General features: G+C 64.4%; 15 protein-coding genes. 6 read left to right on the forward strand and 9 right to left on the reverse strand.

Annotated elements, in window-relative coordinates:
- Positions 1–64 precede the first annotated feature (64 nt).
- Together JNC62_RS02965 and JNC62_RS02970 are read right to left on the reverse strand one after the other, a co-directional pair.
- Complete coding sequence (locus tag JNC62_RS02965; protein WP_374835817.1) at positions 65–1,414, reverse strand: GAF domain-containing protein; 1,350 nt, start codon at positions 1,412–1,414, stop codon at positions 65–67.
- The gene (locus JNC62_RS02970) at positions 1,414–1,839 is read right to left on the reverse strand and encodes a hypothetical protein (protein ID WP_374835819.1); all 426 of its coding nucleotides are present in this window, start codon (positions 1,837–1,839) and stop codon (positions 1,414–1,416) included. Before JNC62_RS02970 ends, JNC62_RS02965 begins: the two co-directional genes overlap by 1 nt.
- A gap of 179 nt (positions 1,840–2,018) precedes the next feature.
- Here JNC62_RS02970 and JNC62_RS02975 point away from each other — a divergent pair, with 179 nt between their 5' ends.
- Complete coding sequence (locus tag JNC62_RS02975; RefSeq protein ID WP_374835821.1) at positions 2,019–3,563, forward strand: flavin-containing monooxygenase; 1,545 nt, start codon at positions 2,019–2,021, stop codon at positions 3,561–3,563.
- Positions 3,564–3,677: 114 nt separating this feature from the next.
- Positions 3,678–3,869, forward strand: a complete 192-nt coding sequence (locus JNC62_RS02980) for a hypothetical protein (RefSeq protein WP_374835823.1) — start codon at positions 3,678–3,680, stop codon at positions 3,867–3,869.
- A gap of 166 nt (positions 3,870–4,035) precedes the next feature.
- Here JNC62_RS02980 and JNC62_RS02985 read toward each other — a convergent pair whose 3' ends face one another.
- Both JNC62_RS02985 and ocd read right to left on the reverse strand, forming a co-directional pair.
- The gene (locus JNC62_RS02985) at positions 4,036–5,214 is read right to left on the reverse strand and encodes an amidohydrolase (RefSeq protein WP_374835825.1); all 1,179 of its coding nucleotides are present in this window, start codon (positions 5,212–5,214) and stop codon (positions 4,036–4,038) included.
- Positions 5,214–6,281 carry an ornithine cyclodeaminase gene (gene ocd / locus JNC62_RS02990; protein WP_374835827.1) on the reverse strand — a complete coding sequence of 356 codons (1,068 nt, stop codon included), beginning with the start codon at positions 6,279–6,281 and terminating at the stop codon, positions 5,214–5,216. Before ocd ends, JNC62_RS02985 begins: the two co-directional genes overlap by 1 nt.
- Before the next feature lie 204 nt (positions 6,282–6,485).
- Between ocd and JNC62_RS02995 the strand changes: the two genes are divergently transcribed.
- A complete protein-coding gene (locus tag JNC62_RS02995) occupies positions 6,486–7,169 on the forward strand; it encodes a GntR family transcriptional regulator (RefSeq protein ID WP_374835829.1) in 684 nt (227 codons plus the stop codon).
- A 76-nt stretch (positions 7,170–7,245) separates the two neighbouring features.
- The gene (gene brnQ, locus JNC62_RS03000) at positions 7,246–8,604 is read left to right on the forward strand and encodes a branched-chain amino acid transport system II carrier protein (protein ID WP_374835831.1); all 1,359 of its coding nucleotides are present in this window, start codon (positions 7,246–7,248) and stop codon (positions 8,602–8,604) included.
- Positions 8,605–8,715: 111 nt separating this feature from the next.
- On the opposite strand, the gene JNC62_RS03005 is transcribed toward brnQ, so the two are convergent.
- The 5 genes from JNC62_RS03005 to JNC62_RS03025 are packed head-to-tail and all read right to left on the reverse strand — an operon-like array spanning position 8,716 to position 13,795.
- Positions 8,716–10,026, reverse strand: a complete 1,311-nt coding sequence (locus tag JNC62_RS03005; protein WP_374835833.1) for an aspartate aminotransferase family protein — start codon at positions 10,024–10,026, stop codon at positions 8,716–8,718.
- Positions 10,026–10,844, reverse strand: coding sequence for an N-formylglutamate amidohydrolase (locus JNC62_RS03010; protein ID WP_374835835.1), 819 nt, complete (start codon positions 10,842–10,844; stop codon positions 10,026–10,028). Before JNC62_RS03010 ends, JNC62_RS03005 begins: the two co-directional genes overlap by 1 nt.
- A 12-nt stretch (positions 10,845–10,856) precedes the next feature.
- On the reverse strand, positions 10,857–12,203 hold the full coding sequence (locus JNC62_RS03015) for a glutamine synthetase family protein (RefSeq protein ID WP_374835837.1): 1,347 nt from the start codon (positions 12,201–12,203) through the stop codon (positions 10,857–10,859).
- A gap of 23 nt (positions 12,204–12,226) precedes the next feature.
- Positions 12,227–12,889 carry a cysteine hydrolase family protein gene (locus tag JNC62_RS03020; RefSeq protein ID WP_374835839.1) on the reverse strand — a complete coding sequence of 221 codons (663 nt, stop codon included), beginning with the start codon at positions 12,887–12,889 and terminating at the stop codon, positions 12,227–12,229.
- A 24-nt stretch (positions 12,890–12,913) separates the two neighbouring features.
- Complete coding sequence (locus tag JNC62_RS03025) at positions 12,914–13,795, reverse strand: MurR/RpiR family transcriptional regulator (protein WP_374835841.1); 882 nt, start codon at positions 13,793–13,795, stop codon at positions 12,914–12,916.
- A 164-nt stretch (positions 13,796–13,959) separates the two neighbouring features.
- Between JNC62_RS03025 and JNC62_RS03030 the strand changes: the two genes are divergently transcribed.
- Together JNC62_RS03030 and JNC62_RS03035 are read left to right on the forward strand one after the other, a co-directional pair.
- Complete coding sequence (locus JNC62_RS03030) at positions 13,960–15,834, forward strand: branched-chain amino acid ABC transporter ATP-binding protein/permease (RefSeq protein ID WP_374835843.1); 1,875 nt, start codon at positions 13,960–13,962, stop codon at positions 15,832–15,834.
- A 19-nt stretch (positions 15,835–15,853) separates the two neighbouring features.
- Complete coding sequence (locus JNC62_RS03035; RefSeq protein WP_374835845.1) at positions 15,854–17,008, forward strand: ABC transporter substrate-binding protein; 1,155 nt, start codon at positions 15,854–15,856, stop codon at positions 17,006–17,008.
- Positions 17,009–17,028: the final 20 nt, after the last annotated feature.

Raw genomic sequence — 17,028 nt, forward strand, 5'->3', positions numbered from 1 at the left:
GCGTACACACCTGCGAAGCCCGGGCGCATCAGGATTTTCGTCTTGGCTCGGAAATCTCGCGCCCTCAGTAGCCCCCTCCGGTGCCCTCTTCCAGAACAACAGGCCCGGCGAGCTCGAGGCGCACGCGGCCACGGCCGACGTGAAGCAGCTGAACCGGCGCGGCCTTCTCCTCGAGCCGCCGCCGGAGCAGAAGCAGCCGGGTCTCGAGATTGTCCTTGACGTCCGGCAGGCGCAGTTCGTCCGCGAGCCGGATCTCGCGGTTGGAGAATTCGCTGCGTTCCTCACGCAGATAAGTCCGGAGCAGGTAGATCAGCAGCCGTCCGGGAACGCCTTTGATCAGGTACTCATTGTCGATGAAGATGCTGTCGTCATAGGCATAGTGAACGACACGGAAGGACCGTCCCGCCTTGATGGCACCGGCTGCGTAAGGCGAGGCGACCGGCTGCGCCTCTGCGCTCTCGTCCTCGGCGAGCGCAAGGGCCGCCGCCGCCTGCATGGCGATGATGGAGAGCGCCGCTTCGTCTTCGCGGGTGAAGGCCAGTCTCTTGGAGCTCTCGAGAAATAGAAGGCCGCGCAGGGTTCCCTGCGCGATCATCGGCAGCGCCACCTGGCTCATCGCATCCGGCATGCCCGGCAGCGAGATCGTGCGCGTGCGGTTTTCTTCGGCCGAGGAGCTTTGAACGGCCGAGCCGAAGCGCCGGACGCGGCTCATGTCGCTGATCCGGATCGGCCGGTGCTCCTGGGCCGCCATCCCGATCACGCCCTCGCCGATCACGACTTCGGAACCGATGCCGCTGCGCTCGTAGCCGCGGGTGCCGATGGTGACGAGCCGACTGCTGGCGGGATCCGCCAGAAGCAGCATGGCGTTTCCGTACTGCAGGGTGTCATGCAGCCCGTCCAGCACCGAATCCAGCACGGAATCGATATCGCTCGCCTCTGAAATCTTTCGACTTACCGCGGCCATTGCCACCAGCTGCAGTTCGCTCGCTGCCGGGGAAGATGCCTGAACGGCATAGGGAGAGGGAACGGCATGGAGTGCGTTCACCCGGTAGATGTCGGCCCCGCGCAGCCGCATCACCTCGCCCATGCCGATCTGCGCACTCGATGCGCGCAGCTGTACGACCATCTCGTCAAAGAGATCGCCGCTGTCGAGGGTCCGTTCGAAGCTCACGTCCAGCCGATATTGTTCGCCGTCACGGGGATCCACAATGAGCACGGCAGCAGCAGGATTGGCGCGCACATTGGCTGCCGTCTTGGAGAAGAACTGGTTGGAGAGCGCGATACGCTCGTCGTCGACCAGCACCACATGCGACAGATAGGAGATGTTCGGACAGCCGTCAGGCGCCGCAGTCGCGATGATCGAGGGAATGACACCCTCGAAGCAGGCCGAGAGGTCGCGGAGCCGCATTGCCATCATTGCCGCTCGACCAGTTGGCCGGCCTTGGCGCCGGGGGTCTGCACGAAGATTTCATCGACCAGTAATCTGACTGCCACCAGATCCCGGTTCACCAACCAGGGCGTGACGATCCGGCTATCGAGGCCGAGTTCTTCAAGTGTTCCGGTGATTCTTTCGACATAACGCGCGGCTGAGGACAGGTGTTCGGCCGCGGCGGGAAGAACTGCGGCGCGCCCCTTCGCCTGGAAGGAGACGTAGTCGGATGGTCGTGCGAACGTCGCGGCGAGCCGGCCAATGGCCCGGACATTGGCCACAGCAGCCGGCCATTGCCACTCGGAGACCATCAGATCGATGCAGCCTTCGTCCCTTTGGACGAGCGCGCCGACAGCCCGCCCGATCGCCGGCTGCAAGGCCTCATCGCTTGTGCCCAGCACGATCATCACGGGGCTTGTCATGAACACTGCGATATCTTGGTTAATCTGCATGGAGTGTCCCCCTCCAGCGCAGCATAGCCACTTAGCAATCTTTTAGGAATCGCCCGCCGGCGGTTAGGAACCATTTAGGAAGCGCGGAACGCAGATCGGCATAATGGGTGGGCTCCCGCTAAACCGAGGAGTCGCAGATGACCGATAACACCTCCCACACCATGCCGCCCAAAGCCGTTGCGATCATCGGCGCCGGACCTGCCGGCCTGGTCACGGCGCGCTGGCTTGTCGAACATGGGTTCGAACCCGTCCTGTTCGAGGCGGCCGACCACCCCGGCGGCCAATGGAATGCGGCTTCGCCGATGAGTGGCACATGGCGCGGCATGCGCACAAACACCAGCCGCGTCATGACGCGTTTTTCGGATCTCGATCACGCCGAGGGAACGCCGGTCTATCCGGGGCGGGACGACATGCATGCCTACCTCATGCGCTACGCGGAAAAGTTCTCGCTGATGTCGCGGGTCCGCCTCCGCACGCGGGTTGAACAGCTCCAGAAAGCGCCGGATGGCGGCTGGCTCGTCCGCTCACGTCGCAGCGGCGAGGCCCAGACCGAGCGGTTCGCCCGCGTGGTCGTCGCCTCCGGCCGCTACGTGATGCCGGAGGTACCCCAAATTGCCGGGCTCGACGGCTTCACCGGAACGCTCGGCGCCGCCCACGCCAGCCAGTATGACGGTGGCCAAGCCTATCGCGGCAAGGACGTGCTGGTTGCCGGCTGCTCGATCAGCGCGCTCGAGATCGCATCTGATCTCGCCCTTTCGGGCGCGCGTAGCGTCACCGTCTGCTATCGCCGTCAGCGCTATGTGCTGCCGAAGCTCATGTCCGGCGTGCCGACCGACCACGTGATGTTCACCCGGGCGGCCGCGCTGGCAGGCGAAATCCTGCCGCCTGATGATCTCGCGGTCGGGCTGAAGGCAACGGTCTTGCGCGCGGCCGGATCGCCAGACCAGTTCGGCGCGATGACGCCTGCCCAGAACATCTTTGCGGCCGGGATCACCCAGTCCCAGAATTTCCTTCCGCTCGTTGCGGAGGGCCGCATAGCGGTCCGCCCCTGGATCGAGACCGTCGAGGGGCGCTCAGTCCGCTTCGCCGACGGAGCCGAAGGTGCGTTCGACGCGATCCTGTTCGGCACCGGATACCGGCTGTCGCTGCCCTTCCTGGCAGCGGATGTGGCGGCGGAACTCGGCCTCGACCACACCCATATCGATCTCAGTGATCACACCTTCCATCCGGACCTGGCAGGGCTCGCCTTTGCGGGTTTCTACGATCTGGTCGGTCCGTTCCTGCCTGTGCTGGAGCTTCAGGCTCGGTGGATCGCCTACAGTTGGGCTGGTATTGTTCCAGGACCGGACCGCGACGCCCTGGTCGCCGGGCTGGCCCGCAGCCGCGCAGGACGGGACGGCCCGCAGAGCCTGCCGATGCAGCATCTGGCGTTGATCTTTGCGCGCAATGCCGGGGTGGAACCCGATCTCGGCCGCTGGCCGGATCTGGAGCGAGCGCTTCTCTTCGGTCCGCTCTCGGCCGTCTCCTTCCGCCTGCAGGGGCCGGACAGTCTTGGCGATGCGCCCGCGCTGACAGCGGCTGCGGCTGCCGCATTCGGCGCAATCCGCTCGCCTGACCTGACCGAGGAGGAGCGCGGATTGAAAAATCTGGTCACAACTGCCGTCCGACTACACGCGGCTTGATCTGACCAACAATGGGGGGGCGAGTTGCCGGGGAATCGGTCTCGCGACGCCGAACAGTTCCGCATTAGCCTCGGGGCCGAGGTTGCCCGGTCCTTCTCGCTGGAGAACGGATCGTTGACGCCGACACTGGGTGTCACCGGCGGTTATGCCGGGCTCGACGGATCGGGCGCTTACGGCTCGCTCACCGCCGGTCTGACGCTTGATACCGCCGATTTCTGGATGCTGGAAGCGGGCCTGCTTTTCAACATGGAGGGCGATGGACAGACGTCCGCCGGTGGACGGGTCGGAGCCGCAAAGCAGTTCTGAGGGATGAGCGACAAAAGTTGGCCGCCGTGAGAAATCACGGCGGCTCACGCTCTTCATTGCCGTCTATCGGCTGCGCAGCCGTGACGTGCGGTGCGGCTTTTTTCGTTTGCCGAATGTCCGCTTTTGCGTCCGCTGTGGACGGCGGCGCGGCCTCCGTATCCCGTGATCAGCTTTCCGTCTGGATAACGTCAAGAATTGCCGAATAGATCCGCGCGCCGACCGGAATGAGGTCGTCGGGGAAATCGAAATCCGGATTGTGCAGGGCAGGCAGATCCTCACCCGAGCCGAGCATCATCAGCGCCATCTGCGCGCCGCGGCCGAAATAGCCGAAGTCCTCCGAGCCGCGCAACGGGAGCGTTCCCGGGCCGTGACCGATCCCGATGCGGTCGAGCGCGTTGCGAACGATCGAGGCGGCGTCCGCGTCGTTGTGGCAGGTCACGAAGACGTCGGTATAGCCGATCTCGAGCTTGAGCCCGTTCTCGTGCGCGACCTTTTGGGCAAGCGCCTCCACCTTTTCGACCAGCGCCGTCATGCCCTCGTCAGTGAGCGAGCGCAGGGTGGCGAAGAGATTGGCTGCACCGGGAGTGACGCCGAAGGCGGGCGCCCCCATGTCGACATGGGTAATCGTGACGAGCGTGAAATCCGGATCGTTCGTCGAAGTGCCGACCGGGCTGGTCATCGCGGAAAGCTCCGGCATCAGCCGCGCGATCGCCGGCATCGGCGAGATGCCCGTTTCCGGCTGCGAGGCATGAGCGGTTCGGCCGGTCAGCTTCAGAATGATCCCGCGCGAGGCACAGCAGATGGGGCCGTCGACGATGTGGACCTCGCCGAACGGGAGGCCGGGCATGTTGTGGATCGCAAAGGCGAGATCCGGCTTCAGTTCGGCGAAGGCCGGATCCTCGACCACCTTGCGCGCACCGGAACCATCTTCCTCGGCAGGCTGGAACATCAGGATCACGGCGCCTTTTGCCGGACGCTGCCGGCCGAGCAGACGGGCCATCGCCGCCACCATCGCCATATGACCATCATGGCCGCATTGGTGCCCCTTGCCGGAAATGGTGGAGCGATGGGGAATCTCGGCCAGATCGTCGATCGGCAGCCCGTCGAGCTCGCAGCGCAGTAGCACCCGCGGGCCCGGGTTGCCGCTATCATAGATCGCGGCGACGCCGTGGCCGCCGATCTGCGTGATGATCTGCTCCGGGCCGGTCTGGCGAAGCATCGCTGTGACAGTCGCGGCGGTGCGCTCCTCCTCGCCCGACAGTTCCGGATGGCGATGCAGGTCGCGGCGCCATCCGGTCAGTTCGGCAATGTCGGCATTGGTCAGGCTTGGGAGATGGATGTTCATCAGAGCGCCTCCGCGGCCTTGCCGTAGCGCTCGATCATGCCGAAAAGGTCGCGCGGATCGTCCGGATCGGCGAGCATATCCAGCATTTGCTGGCCCTGATGCTCCTTCAACACCGCATTCAGGTAACGAAGGGCGCTGAAGTCCTCGGTGGCGAAACCGACCGAGTCGAACAGGGTGATCTGCTTGTCGCTGGTCCGGCCGGCGGCCACGCCGGTCATGACCTGCCAGATTTCCGTCACCGGATGATCTTCGGGAAGCTGCTGGATCTCGCCCTCGATGCGGGTTTGCTCGGGATATTCCACGAAGATGTCCGAGCGCAACAGGATGTCGCGGTGCAGCTCGGTCTTGCCCGGGCAGTCGCCGCCGATCGCATTGATATGGACGCCGGGGCCGACCATGTTGTCGGAAAGGATGGTCGCGAACTGCTTGTCGGCGGTGCAGGTGGTGATGATCTGCGCGCCCTCCATCGCCTCTTCGCCGCTCTTGCAGGCAACGACGTTGAGCCCCTTGCCCTGGAGATTGCGGACGGCCTTTTCGGTGGCCTTCACGTCGATGTCGAACAGACGGACGGTGTCGATGCCACAGATTGCCTTGAAGGCGAGGCACTGGAATTCCGACTGCGCGCCGTTGCCGATCATTGCCATGACCTTCGCGCCCTTGGGCGCAAGGTATTTGGCGACCAGCGCCGAGGTCGCCGCGGTCCTGAGCGCGGTGAGGATCGTCATTTCCGTCAGCAGCACCGGATAGCCGGTGTCGACATCCGACAGCACTCCGAAGGCCGTGACGGTCTGGCGGCCGGATCGGACGTTCTTAGGGTGGCCGTTGACATATTTGAAGCCATAGCTGCGGCCGTCCGAGGTCGGCATCAGCTCGATGACGCCGTCGGGCGAATGCGCGGCGATCCGCGGCGTCTTGTCGAATTGCGGCCAGCGGCGGAAATCTTCCTCGATGTAGTCGGCCAGCTCGACCAGCGTGCGCTCGACGCCCCGCTCGACGACGATGCGCATCATGTTCTCGACGCTGACGAAGGGCACGAGGCTCATCGGCCCGGGCTTGGAAAGCGACATTGCAGTATTCCTCTCTTGGCGAGCAGGCGCTCGTTTCACGGACAGGCGGCAACGATGCCATCTGGCCGCCTCTGGACGAAGGACGGTAGCAATAGGCCGCCGTGATGTAAACTGTTAACAGTTGACAACTCGTCACAAAACCGCAACTCTGCAGCCCATCGCCGGGAAAGCCGGCCGGAAAACCGCTTCCAGCGGAAGGTGCAGATGTACAAGGCCGTCCAGAAACTGAAATCGCCCAACCTGTCCGAGGTGGTACGCGACGAACTGATCAGGCTCATCACCCAGGGCATCCTGCAGCCGGGCACCCGGCTCAACGAGGTCCACCTGGCCGAGCAGCTCGGAGTAAGCCGTGGCCCCGTGCGCGAGGCCGCGCGTGAGCTGGAAGGGCTGGGCTTGACCACCAGCCGACCCCGGCTGGGCTTCTACGTCGCCGATTTCACCGATGCCGAGATCGTCGAACTCTACGAGGTCAGCCCCTGGATCCATCAGGCGCTGGTCCATGATTTCATGACCTATTCCGATGCTGAGACCTGTGGCGCGATCCTGCGCGACGTCGACAGCATCGCTACCAGCAGCGTGCCGGACTTTTCAGAAACGCTGCTGCAGTTCCGACAGCGGATGCTGGACCATGTTCATAACCGTTACCTGGCCGAACAGGCCTTGTCGCTCTATCGTCGCTTTTACATCGTCGCAGCCCTTGTGCGGGCCGAGGACGGCGCCAGACGCATGAAGCGGATCATCGAGACGCAACGGTTTTTCTGGACGGCACTGGCGGAGCGCGACCCGTCGAAGGCGATCGAAATCATGCAGGCCGACAGCCGCTACTGGCTGCAGGACATACCGCCACGCTTTTCCCATGCGGACGATCCGCGGAAAGGCCGCACGTAACCGGCGCGCATTTCACCCCGCCGACACTCCGGATCTTGAGGCCGGAACCGGCCCTGAGACAAACTGGAGGAGCCAGATGGATTCAAACAGACGACCATTCCGCGACAGCCTAATCATCGGTTTTGCGATGTTTGCCGTATTCTTTGGCGCGGGCAACCTGATCTTCCCGCCCCAGATCGGCTTTGCTGCCGGTGACCAGTGGGTGGCAGCCCTGGTGGGGCTCAGCCTGACGGGCATGCTGCTGCCGGTCCTCGGCGTGATCGCCGTCGGCATGGGCGGCGGCTTCGAGCGGCTGAGCCGCCCGATCGCCCCCTGGTTCGGCACGCTTCTGATCTTCACCACGATGATTGCCATCGCCTGGCTGATCACCATTCCCCGCACCGCCAGCGTCGCCTTCGAGACCGGCATCATGACGCTTGCGCCGTGGCTCGATCCGCAGATCGGCATTGCAGTCTTCGTGCCGCTCTACTTCCTCGCCTCGCTCTATTTTGCGATCGACCAAAACCAGGTCATCGACAAGGTCGGCCGCATATTGACCCCCGCCCTGCTCATCCTGCTGGTCGCCATCGTCGTCTGGGCGGTTGTCGATCCGCTCGACGCACCCGTCACGACGGTCGAGACCGCGCCTTTTTATCTCGGCTTCACGACCGGCTACCAGACGGGCGACGTCTTTACCGGCCTGCTGTTCGGCGTGATCTTCCTCGAAGCTATCCGCAATCGCGGCTATAGCGAGGGCAATGGCTTCATGGGCGTGCTCCTGGGCATTTCGGCCGTGACGTTCGTCGGCCTGTTCGTCGTCTATGGCGGTCTCGAATATCTGGGGGCGACGGGCAGCGGGCTCTACCAGGGAGGCATTTCCCCCGCTGAACTGCTCGCCCGCCTCGTCTCCGATCTGGCGGGAAGGACCGGCGCAATCGCGCTTGCGGTAGCGGTTCTGCTGGCGTGCCTGACCACGGCGGTCGGCGCGACCGCCGTGATGGCCGAATACATGACCAAATGGAGCAAGGGCCGCATCAGCTACAAGACCGCGGTCATCATCACCACCGTCGTGGCCGGCGCGCAGTCCTTCGGCGGGGTGAGCTACATCATCGCCATCGCCGGGCCGATCTTCATGCTGTTCTATCCTGTCGGCATCTGCATCGTCATCCTCGGCCTGTTCTCGCGCTGGATCAGCAACGACGGCGTCTGGAAGGGCACGGCGCTGATGGCCGTACTGATCGGCGCCTATGACTGCGCGAACATTCTGTCGGGAATGCTCGGCTTCACCATGCCGGCGGGTCTCGTCCGGGCCTACCAGTTTATTCCGCTCGCTTCGACCGGCTTCGCCTGGGTCGTGCCCTCTATTCTCGGCGGCGTAATCGGCGGCATTGCCTGGCGAGCCATCGGCAGGCCGAGCACCGGCAACCAACCGGAACAACTCAAGACCGCCGCCTGACGCCTCAGTGCGCGACCTATCCATCTAGACCGAGCGGCGGGCGCAAAGTCTGCCGCTCTTTTGCATCGGACGAACGGGCTCCGAAAGTAAATCGCGGGCAGGTGGCTTTCCTCACCATCCGATAAACTGCTCGAAAACGGTATCGGGAATGGTATGAAATTCAGCAAATGCCCGGTCGAGTAGTTGCAGTGCCTTGCGGATATCGTCTTCCGTTATGGTCAGGGGCGGCGTGAGTTCCAGCACGTTGCCGTTCATGCCGACATAGTAGAGGACGAGGCCGAGTTCGTAGGCGCGGTAGATAAGTTTCGAAGTTTCAGCCCTAGCTGGTTCACGGCTCCGCCTGTCCCGCACGAGTTCCACACCGCAGGCCAGGCCGCGGCCGCGAATGTTGCCGATCAGCGAGTGGCGTTCGGCGAGCTTTTCCAGACCGTCGCGCAGCAGCTTGCCCTTGCGTTCGGCCGCTTCGGCAAGGCCTTCCGCGTCGAGTGTCTCAAGCACGGCAAGACCGGCGGCGGAAGAAACCGGATTGCCATGCAGGGTCTGCATGGCAAAACTGCTCGCGCAGTCAAGGATTTCGGCCGGCGCGATGACCGCCGAGAGCGGCAGGCCGCCGCCGAGCCCCTTGCCGAGCACGAGGATGTCGGGGACGAATCCCTCATGCTCGAAACAGTGCAGGCGGCCACTGCGGGCAAGGCCGACCTTCACCTCGTCGCAGACGACGAGAATGCCATGCCCGCGGCAGATGGCGGCGAATCTTTGCAGGAAACCGTCGGGCGGCACGATCAACCCGCCATCCGACTGGATCGGCTCGACGAAGGCCGCTGCGATCGATCCCGCCGGCACGGCGGCGAGCCGCTCTTCGAGAAGGGCAAGGATGGAGTTGCCGGTCGGGTCGTCCCGATAGGGGCGATAGGAATCAGGGTAGGGCAGCAGGATCAGCCCGTCCGCCTTGGCGGCATCGGCCTGTACGCTATGCCCGGAAAAGGCCATTGAGCCGACGGTGCAGCCATGATAGGCGCCGACGAAGGCGATGACACCGGTGCGTCCGGTCGCCTTCACCACCGCACGGTAGGCCGCCTCGTTGGCATCCGAGCCGGAATGGCCAAGCCAGACCTTGTGCGTTCCCTTTCCGGGAAAATGAGCCAGAAGTCTTTCGGCCAGAGCCACCGCAGGCGCGTTGGAGGCGGAAAGGATACTCGCTCCTGCCGGATTCGCTACGGCGGCGGAAACGGCTGCAGCAATTGCCGGGTGGCCGTAGCCAAGGCTCGCTGCGCCCCAGGCTCCGGAGAGGTCGATCAACTCCCGCCCGTCCTCTTCGACGAGGCGCACCCCCCTGCCGCCCGCGACCGCGAGTGGGAAGAAGCGCAGCTTCTGCAGGTTGCCGATGGCCGCCCGGTCACGATCGTAGAGCGGTTTCGACATCAGGCATGCTCCTTCAGCGCGTCGGCAAGGCAGCGGGTGAGGCGCTCGCCCCATTCACCGACGCCGACGAGCGTGTCGATGAGGTCGTGACGCACCTCGATCAGTGCGCCCGGAAGCCCGCGATCGTCTGCGTGGACGGGCACCGTGTAATCCTCGTCGGGATGGATGGTGTAGGGCTCATTGTCGCCGATGGTAAGGGCGGCATCGGCCGCCAGCCCGCGGATCAGCGCCCGGCCGAAGCCCGTCGCCTTGCCGTAGAGGATGCCAGCATGCCACGGCCGCTGCTTGCCGAAATAGACCGGAGTGAAGGAGTGGATGCCGACGACGATCGGGCGCTTGCCTTCGTCACGCAGGCGATCGAGCCGGCGCGCGACGGCGTCGGCGAAGGGCATGAACAGCGTGTCGATACGCTGTTGTCTTTCGGCCTCTCCCAAGGCGAGATTGCCGGGAATTTCCGTCGTCTCGCTCACCTCCGGTATCGCCGAGGGCACGCCGATCGGCCGGTTGCAGTCGATGACGAGCCGCGAATAGTTGGTCATGAACAGCGGCGCGTCGAGCGCGCGGCTGAGGTGCTGCGAAAGCGCGCTGACGCCGATATCCCAGGCGATGTGGCGCCGGCGTTCGGCCTCGGGCAGGCCGAGATCGCCGAGAGCCCGCGGTATGCGGTTCGATGCGTGCTCGCAGAGAAGCAGATAGGGCGACGCGCCATCCGGATTGATCACGGCATAGGGCGGCGGCTCATCGATGGCGAGCAGCGGCTGACCGGGGTCGTGCCGCATTCGCTTTTCGGTCGGTGTGATGATCTTGGTCGACGTCATGGTCTGTCACGCCTAGTAGACGGTCGCGTAGCGCGCGCAAAGGTCTTCGGGCGACAGCCCGTCAACGATCTCGATCTCCTTGCGCTTCATCGCGAAGTAGCAGTCGAGGAAATCCTTCGCGAACCAGCCGGTCACTACCTCATCGGCGGCGAGCGTGTCGAGCGCCTCCGACAGGCTCGACGGCAGACGGCGGATGCCGAGCTTGACCTGGTCTTCCGTCGAGAACTCCGAAGGATCGGAATTGATCAGCGGCGGCTGTTCCAGTCCGGCGCGAATGCCCTCGAGGCCGGCCTTGAGCACGACCGCCAGCGACAAATGCGGGCTCGCGCAGGCGTCGGCGGCGCGGTATTCCATGTTGAACTGCTTTGCCGGGTTGCTGCCGGGCAGATCCAGCGTCGGGCAGATGCGTAGCGTCGCTTCGCGGTTCTTTTCGCCGAGACACGTATAGGCCGCGCTCCAGTGGTGCGGAACGAGGCGCATGTAGGAGAGCACCGACGGCGCGGTGAAGGCTACGAGTGCCGGCAGGTGCCTGATCACGCCGGCAGCAAACGAACCGGCGACCTTGGAAAGCCGGCCGGGGCGCGTGGCGTCGAAGGTGACGGGATTGCCGTCGAGGTCCGTGAAGCTGAAATGCAGGTGCACGCCGTTGCCGACGCCGTTCGGGTCGGTCTTCGGCGCGAAGCTGGCGTTCCAGCCGAAGAGGGCGGCGACTTCCCTGGTGACGGCGCGGATCGTTGCGCCCCGGTCGGCGGCAGCGAGCGCCGGAGCCGGACGGCAAGTAACCTCGAACTGATCCTTGCCGTATTCCGGCAGGAACATTTCCGGTTCGGCGCCGGCTTCCTTGAGTGCGGTCATCAGCAGCGAGCCGAAGGGTTCGGCGCGGCGCTGGGCGCGAAGGCCGAAGGAGGGGGCGACGGGCCAGTCGGCGCCGAGGACCTGGAACTCCTGCTCGACGGCGCAAACAACCTTGAGCCCGGCTTCTCTCTCGAACTCGGCGAGCACCGCCTTGAGGAAGCTGCGCACGCAGCATTCCCAAGGCTCGCCCTTCAGGTCGGTGATGTCGGAGTGGTAGAAGTGCAGGGGCGTTTCGTCCGGCAGGCAGGTGACGCGCGCCTTGCTGGCCGGGTCTGCCATGAGGCGCAGGTCTCCCGCCGAGCCCCACGGGTTCGGATCGGCGATGAGGTCGAACGGCGTCAGCGCGAGGTTCGCAGGCACCCAGCCCACGCCCTTGCGCAGATAATCCTCGATCTCGGATGCGGCAAAGCTGCGGCCGCGGGTGATGCCGGCAATATCGGTGGTGACGAAGGTCGCCAGTTCCGTGAGCCCGGCAAGCGCCTTGCCATTGCTGCTGTCGTTCATGATGTTCCCCCCTCTTGAAACGATCAGACCTGGCCGAGCGCACCAAGGCGGCGGACGACGGTGTCGGTGTTGGTGATCCAGCAGTAGCCGGAATAGGCGCGCAGCGCTGCTTCGTGGCGTTCCTGGCTGTAGGTGGCGCAGGCGTCGTCCACCACGGTCACCAGGTACCCTCGGTCGGCGGCATCGCGCACGGCCATGTCGACACACTGGTCGGTGATTACGCCGGCGATGATCAGGTAGCGCGTGTTGAGGTTGCGCAGCACGTAGTCGATGTTCGTCGAATTGAAGACGCCGGAAGATGTCTTCGGCAGCACGATCTCGTTTTCGATCGGCGCCAGCGCATCGATCACTTGTCCCTCGGGCGAGCCCTTCGGTACATGCATGTCGGAAAGCTTGTGGTCGAGCGAGCGGTCGCGCCCGTCCAGCGTGAGGCTTTCGATGATCGTGTGCAGCACATTGCAGCCGGCCTTGCGGCCCGCTTCGAGAATGCGGACCTGGTTCGGGATCACCATCTCGCGCAGGCGACGGTGATAGTAGCTGTTGGCGTCCTGCGGGTGGGTGGGGTCGAGGTTCGGCTCGCACCAGATGCGCTGCATGTCGACATAGAGCAGGGCCGTCATGCCGGGCTCGTAGGCGCTGTCGCGACGGAGCAGGACCCTGCCGTATTGCACTTCAATCGCACTCATGTTTTTCCTCCAATGGTTATCTGTTCAGGCGCCGCTGTCGGCGGGCGTGTTGTAGGCGTCTTCGGTGATGCCGTAGCCCCGGCGCAGCTCTTCCATGCGCTCGATGCGGCTGCGCGACTGGTTGGCGAGGCGGGCGGTGAGGCTTGCGATCAGCGCCTCGGTCTGGGCGATCGCCGGCACCATCGTGTCGTAGGGCGAAACCGTGTCGACTGGCGCCATCAGTGTGACGGAGGCGAACTCGGCGATCGGTGACACCCAGCGGTCGGTGAACAACACGATCTTCGCACCCTGCTTCATTGCCTGTTGGGCGAAGCGGATGGTGTCGATCTGGTAGCGCCGGTAATCGTAAACGAAGAGCACGTCCCGCTTGCCGAGATCGACCAGTTGGTCGACCTGGTCGGCCCGTGCGCCGTTGATCCAGCGGGTTTCGGAGCGCAGCTGCTTCATGTGCGCCCACAGGAGCCCGGCCAGGAAGCCGCTGAACCGGCCGCCCAGGCAATGGACGCGTAGGCTGAGGTCCGCAGCCGCGTCGATGGCGGCCTCGAAGTCGTCGGGCGGCAGCATCTGCATTGAGGATTCGAGCGCGTGTATGCTGGCGCGCAGGAAATGCTGGTAGAAGTTTTCCTGCTCAAGCGAGGGTTTGCGCGTGTCGAGCATCGAGAGCGGTGAACTCATGCGCTCCTGTACTTCGCCCAGAAGCGCGGCCTGGAATTCCGGATAGCCCTCATAGCCGAGCTTGCTGGCAAAGCGCACCACCGTCGGGTTGCTGACCCCGGCGGCGGCAGCGAGGTGTGCGACCGTGTTGAGGCCGGCTGCAGGATAGTTCGACAGCAGCTGTCGCACGATCTTGAGCTCGGCCCTGGTGAAGGCGACCTCCCCGTTCGTCAGGCGATCTCGAATGGCCATTTCCTGCCTCTCCTCGTGATCCGCGTCGCGTTCCGATTTTAATTTTGTTACATTGTTGCTAGCAGACAATAAAAAATGAAACAAGATTGACAGATTAGCTTTTTCGATTAACGTTCGTTGCCGGAGTGGGCTCGGGAGCGAAGCCGCAAATCGGGAGAATGCTGATGGGGCGTATAAGGCGCGGGTCCGTCGTCGGTATCGTTGCGACGGCGCTCCCCTTGGTGGCTGCGGCCGTTGTGGCGGCTGGCCTCTTTCCCGGGGCGGGCGAACGTCTGGTGACGCTGTTTCTGATCAACGTCATCGCCGTCATCGGCATCGGCGTCTACAGCGGCAATTCCGGCATCATCTCTTTCGGCAACGTCGGCTTCATGGCGATCGGCGCCTACGCTTCCGGCCTCCTGACCATCAATCCCATTGTGCAGAAGACGGCGCTGCCGCACCTGCCGGAATGGCTGATGGGCTGGGGCATGCCTTTTCTTCCGGCACTCTTGGTAGCTCTCGTCGTCGTCGCGCTGGTGGCCGTCGCGATCGGCATTCCGGTGGCAAGGCTCGGCGGGTCTTCGGCTTCGATCTGCACGCTCGGCTTCCTCGTTATCGTGCATGTCGTGTTGATCGCCTCCAGCGATTTCACCCGCGGCAGCCAGACCTTCTTCGGCATTCCGCGCGCAGTGAACCTCTGGGTTGCCCTGCCGTTCGCAATCCTCGCCGTCGCCACCGCCCGCATCTATCGCGACAGCGCGGCGGGCATGAAGCTGCGCGCCTCCCGCGAGGACGAGATCGCTTCCTTGGCGGTCGGCGTCAACGTGCGGCTCCACCGTTTCTTCGCCTGGGTGCTTGGGGCGATCCTGTCCGGCGCGGCCGGCGTGCTTTTCGCCCATTTCATCGGTGCCTTCTCGCCGAAGGACTTCTACTTCAACATGACCTTCATGCTGCTCGCCATGCTGATCCTGGGCGGCATCACCACGGTTTCAGGTGCGGTGGTCGGCGCAGCGGTGATCATGGTGATCGTGGAACTGCTGAGGAAGCTCGAAGGCGGTGTCGATCTTGGCTTCCTGCACCTGCCCACCGTCTTCGGCCTGACCGATATCGGCATCGGCCTTGCGATCCTGCTGGTCATGTACCGCCTGCAGGACGGCCTGCTGGGCGTGCGGGAGATCGACGAGCAGGTGCCGTTCCTTAAGCGCCTGGCCGCGGGCGGCGCGAAGCCTGTCGCAAAGCAGGCTTCCGATGCGGTGGTGACGGAAGGAGGTGCGCTGCGGGTCGAAAATGTCGGCAAACGCTTCTCCGGGCTCGTCGCTCTGCATGATGCGAATTTCGACATCCGCCCCGGCCTCGTCACCGGCCTGATCGGCCCGAACGGCGCGGGCAAGTCCACCCTCATCAACAGCGTCTCAGGCGTCGTGCCACCTTCGACCGGTCGGGTGACGATCGACGGAACGCATGTGGGCTCGCTTCCGGTCTACCGGGTGGCGGTGGCGGGCCTTGCCCGCACCTTCCAGAACATTCGCCTCTTCAATAACCTCACCGTGCTGGAAAACGTCACGGTCGCCGCAAGCGCGGTCGCCAAAGACCGGGATCCGGTGGACCTTGCCCGCGAGGCCCTGGCCGAAGTCGGCCTCGGTGACGTTGCCGACCAGCTTGCCGGCACGCTCTCCTACGGCGCGCAGCGACGTCTCGAGATTGCCCGCGCGCTGGCGCTGAAACCCCGCTACCTGCTGCTCGACGAGCCCGCCGCAGGCATGAACCCGGCCGAGACGCAGGAACTGATGACCGTGCTCGACCGCATCCGCACGAAACATCGCCTCGGTCTGCTCGTGGTGGAGCACGACCTGAAGCTCATCATGCGGCTCTGCGATGTCGTCGTGGTGCTCAACAAGGGGCAGCAGATCGCCATGGGAACACCGGCCGAAATTCAGGCGAACCCTGCCGTCATCGAAGCCTATATCGGTCGCCGCCGCTCGGCCGCACCGCCTCCGCAACCCGCCATCGACGCGCGCCAGCCGGATCTTGATCCGCAACCCGCCGACAAGCCCGCATGATCACCAGAGGACGATAAAAATGAAAGCGACATTGAAGGTTTTTTTCCTGACTACCGCGCTCGGGGCGCTTGCGCTTCCGGCGTTCGCCGAAGACCTCGTGGTCGGACTTGCGACCGCGCAGACCGGCGGACTTGCCCCTTACGACCAACCCTCGCTGAAGGGCCTCCAGATGGCGGTCGATGAAATCAACGCAGCAGGCGGCATCGCGGGCAAGTTCCCGATCAAGCTGGTCGCCAAGGATACCCGCTCGGATGCCGCCCAGACCGCGCTCGTCGCGCAGGAACTGGTCGACGAGGGCATAAAGATCCTCATCACGCCCTGCGATGCCGACCCGTCGATCGCCGCCGGCCAGATCACCCAGGCCGCCCAGATCCCGGCCTTTTCCTTCTGCGCCACGACGCCGACCATGCCGCTCGCCGTCGGCGACTACATGTTCGGCAACTACCCGGCGGACAATGTGCAGGCCGCTGTGCTCGCAAACTACGCCAAGGAGGCGGGCTTCAAGACGGCCTATGTGCTCAAGTCGCCGGACACTGCCTATACGCTCAAGCTGCCGGAGTATTTCGCCATCAGCTTCAAGGGCAAGGGCGGCGAGGTAATCGGCGAGGGCACCTACAGCATGGGCCAGCAGGATTTCAGTGCCGAAGTCACCAAGATCAAGGCACTGAACCCGGCCCCCGACGTCATCATGACGGCCGCCTACGAGCCTGATTTCCCGGCCTTCATTCGCCAGTTGCGCGGTGCAGGCGTGACCACGCCCATCCTCGGCAGCGACGGGATTGATTCCCCGACCACCTTCGGGCTCGGTCCGCTGGTCGACGGCGTCGTCTTCACCACGGCTGGCTTTGCCACCGAAGGCAGCCCGCTCGCTTCCTTCAACGAGAAGTACAAGGCCAAGTTCGGCCAGGAACCGGACACCGTCTACATCGCCAATGGCTACGATCTCGGCAAGGTTATCGAAGCAGCCGTCTCCAAGGCCGACAGCGTCGAGCCGACCGCGATCCGCGAAGCCATCGCCTCGCTGGAAAATGTCGAGGGCGTCACCGGCAGGATCAGCTATGCCGGCACGCAGGGCATGCCGCTACGCTCCGTCGCGCTGGTGCGCATTGAAGGCGGCAACCGCTCGCTCGTCAGCCAGGGCGCTCCGGCGGCCGAAGACGTTCCGGCGCCGTGATCTGCAAGCGATGCCCTCCG

Source organism: Mycoplana ramosa (assembly GCF_041930185.1).
Classification (GTDB): Bacteria; Pseudomonadota; Alphaproteobacteria; order Rhizobiales; family Rhizobiaceae; genus Mycoplana; species Mycoplana ramosa.

Excerpts from the sequence above, each read along its gene's own strand:
- JNC62_RS02965 (WP_374835817.1), bottom strand. The coding sequence starts at position 1,414 with ATGGCAATGCGGCTCCGCGACCTCTCGGCCTGCTTCGAGGGTGTCATT.
- JNC62_RS02975 (WP_374835821.1), top strand. The coding sequence starts at position 2,019 with ATGACCGATAACACCTCCCACACCATGCCGCCCAAAGCCGTTGCGATC.
- JNC62_RS02985 (WP_374835825.1), bottom strand. The coding sequence starts at position 5,214 with ATGAACATCCATCTCCCAAGCCTGACCAATGCCGACATTGCCGAACTG.
- ocd (WP_374835827.1), bottom strand. The coding sequence starts at position 6,281 with ATGTCGCTTTCCAAGCCCGGGCCGATGAGCCTCGTGCCCTTCGTCAGC.
- JNC62_RS02995 (WP_374835829.1), top strand. The coding sequence starts at position 6,486 with ATGTACAAGGCCGTCCAGAAACTGAAATCGCCCAACCTGTCCGAGGTG.
- brnQ (WP_374835831.1), top strand. The coding sequence starts at position 7,246 with ATGGATTCAAACAGACGACCATTCCGCGACAGCCTAATCATCGGTTTT.
- JNC62_RS03005 (WP_374835833.1), bottom strand. The coding sequence starts at position 10,026 with ATGTCGAAACCGCTCTACGATCGTGACCGGGCGGCCATCGGCAACCTG.
- JNC62_RS03010 (WP_374835835.1), bottom strand. The coding sequence starts at position 10,844 with ATGACGTCGACCAAGATCATCACACCGACCGAAAAGCGAATGCGGCAC.
- JNC62_RS03015 (WP_374835837.1), bottom strand. The coding sequence starts at position 12,203 with ATGAACGACAGCAGCAATGGCAAGGCGCTTGCCGGGCTCACGGAACTG.
- JNC62_RS03020 (WP_374835839.1), bottom strand. The coding sequence starts at position 12,889 with ATGAGTGCGATTGAAGTGCAATACGGCAGGGTCCTGCTCCGTCGCGAC.
- JNC62_RS03025 (WP_374835841.1), bottom strand. The coding sequence starts at position 13,795 with ATGGCCATTCGAGATCGCCTGACGAACGGGGAGGTCGCCTTCACCAGG.
- JNC62_RS03030 (WP_374835843.1), top strand. The coding sequence starts at position 13,960 with ATGGGGCGTATAAGGCGCGGGTCCGTCGTCGGTATCGTTGCGACGGCG.
- JNC62_RS03035 (WP_374835845.1), top strand. The coding sequence starts at position 15,854 with ATGAAAGCGACATTGAAGGTTTTTTTCCTGACTACCGCGCTCGGGGCG.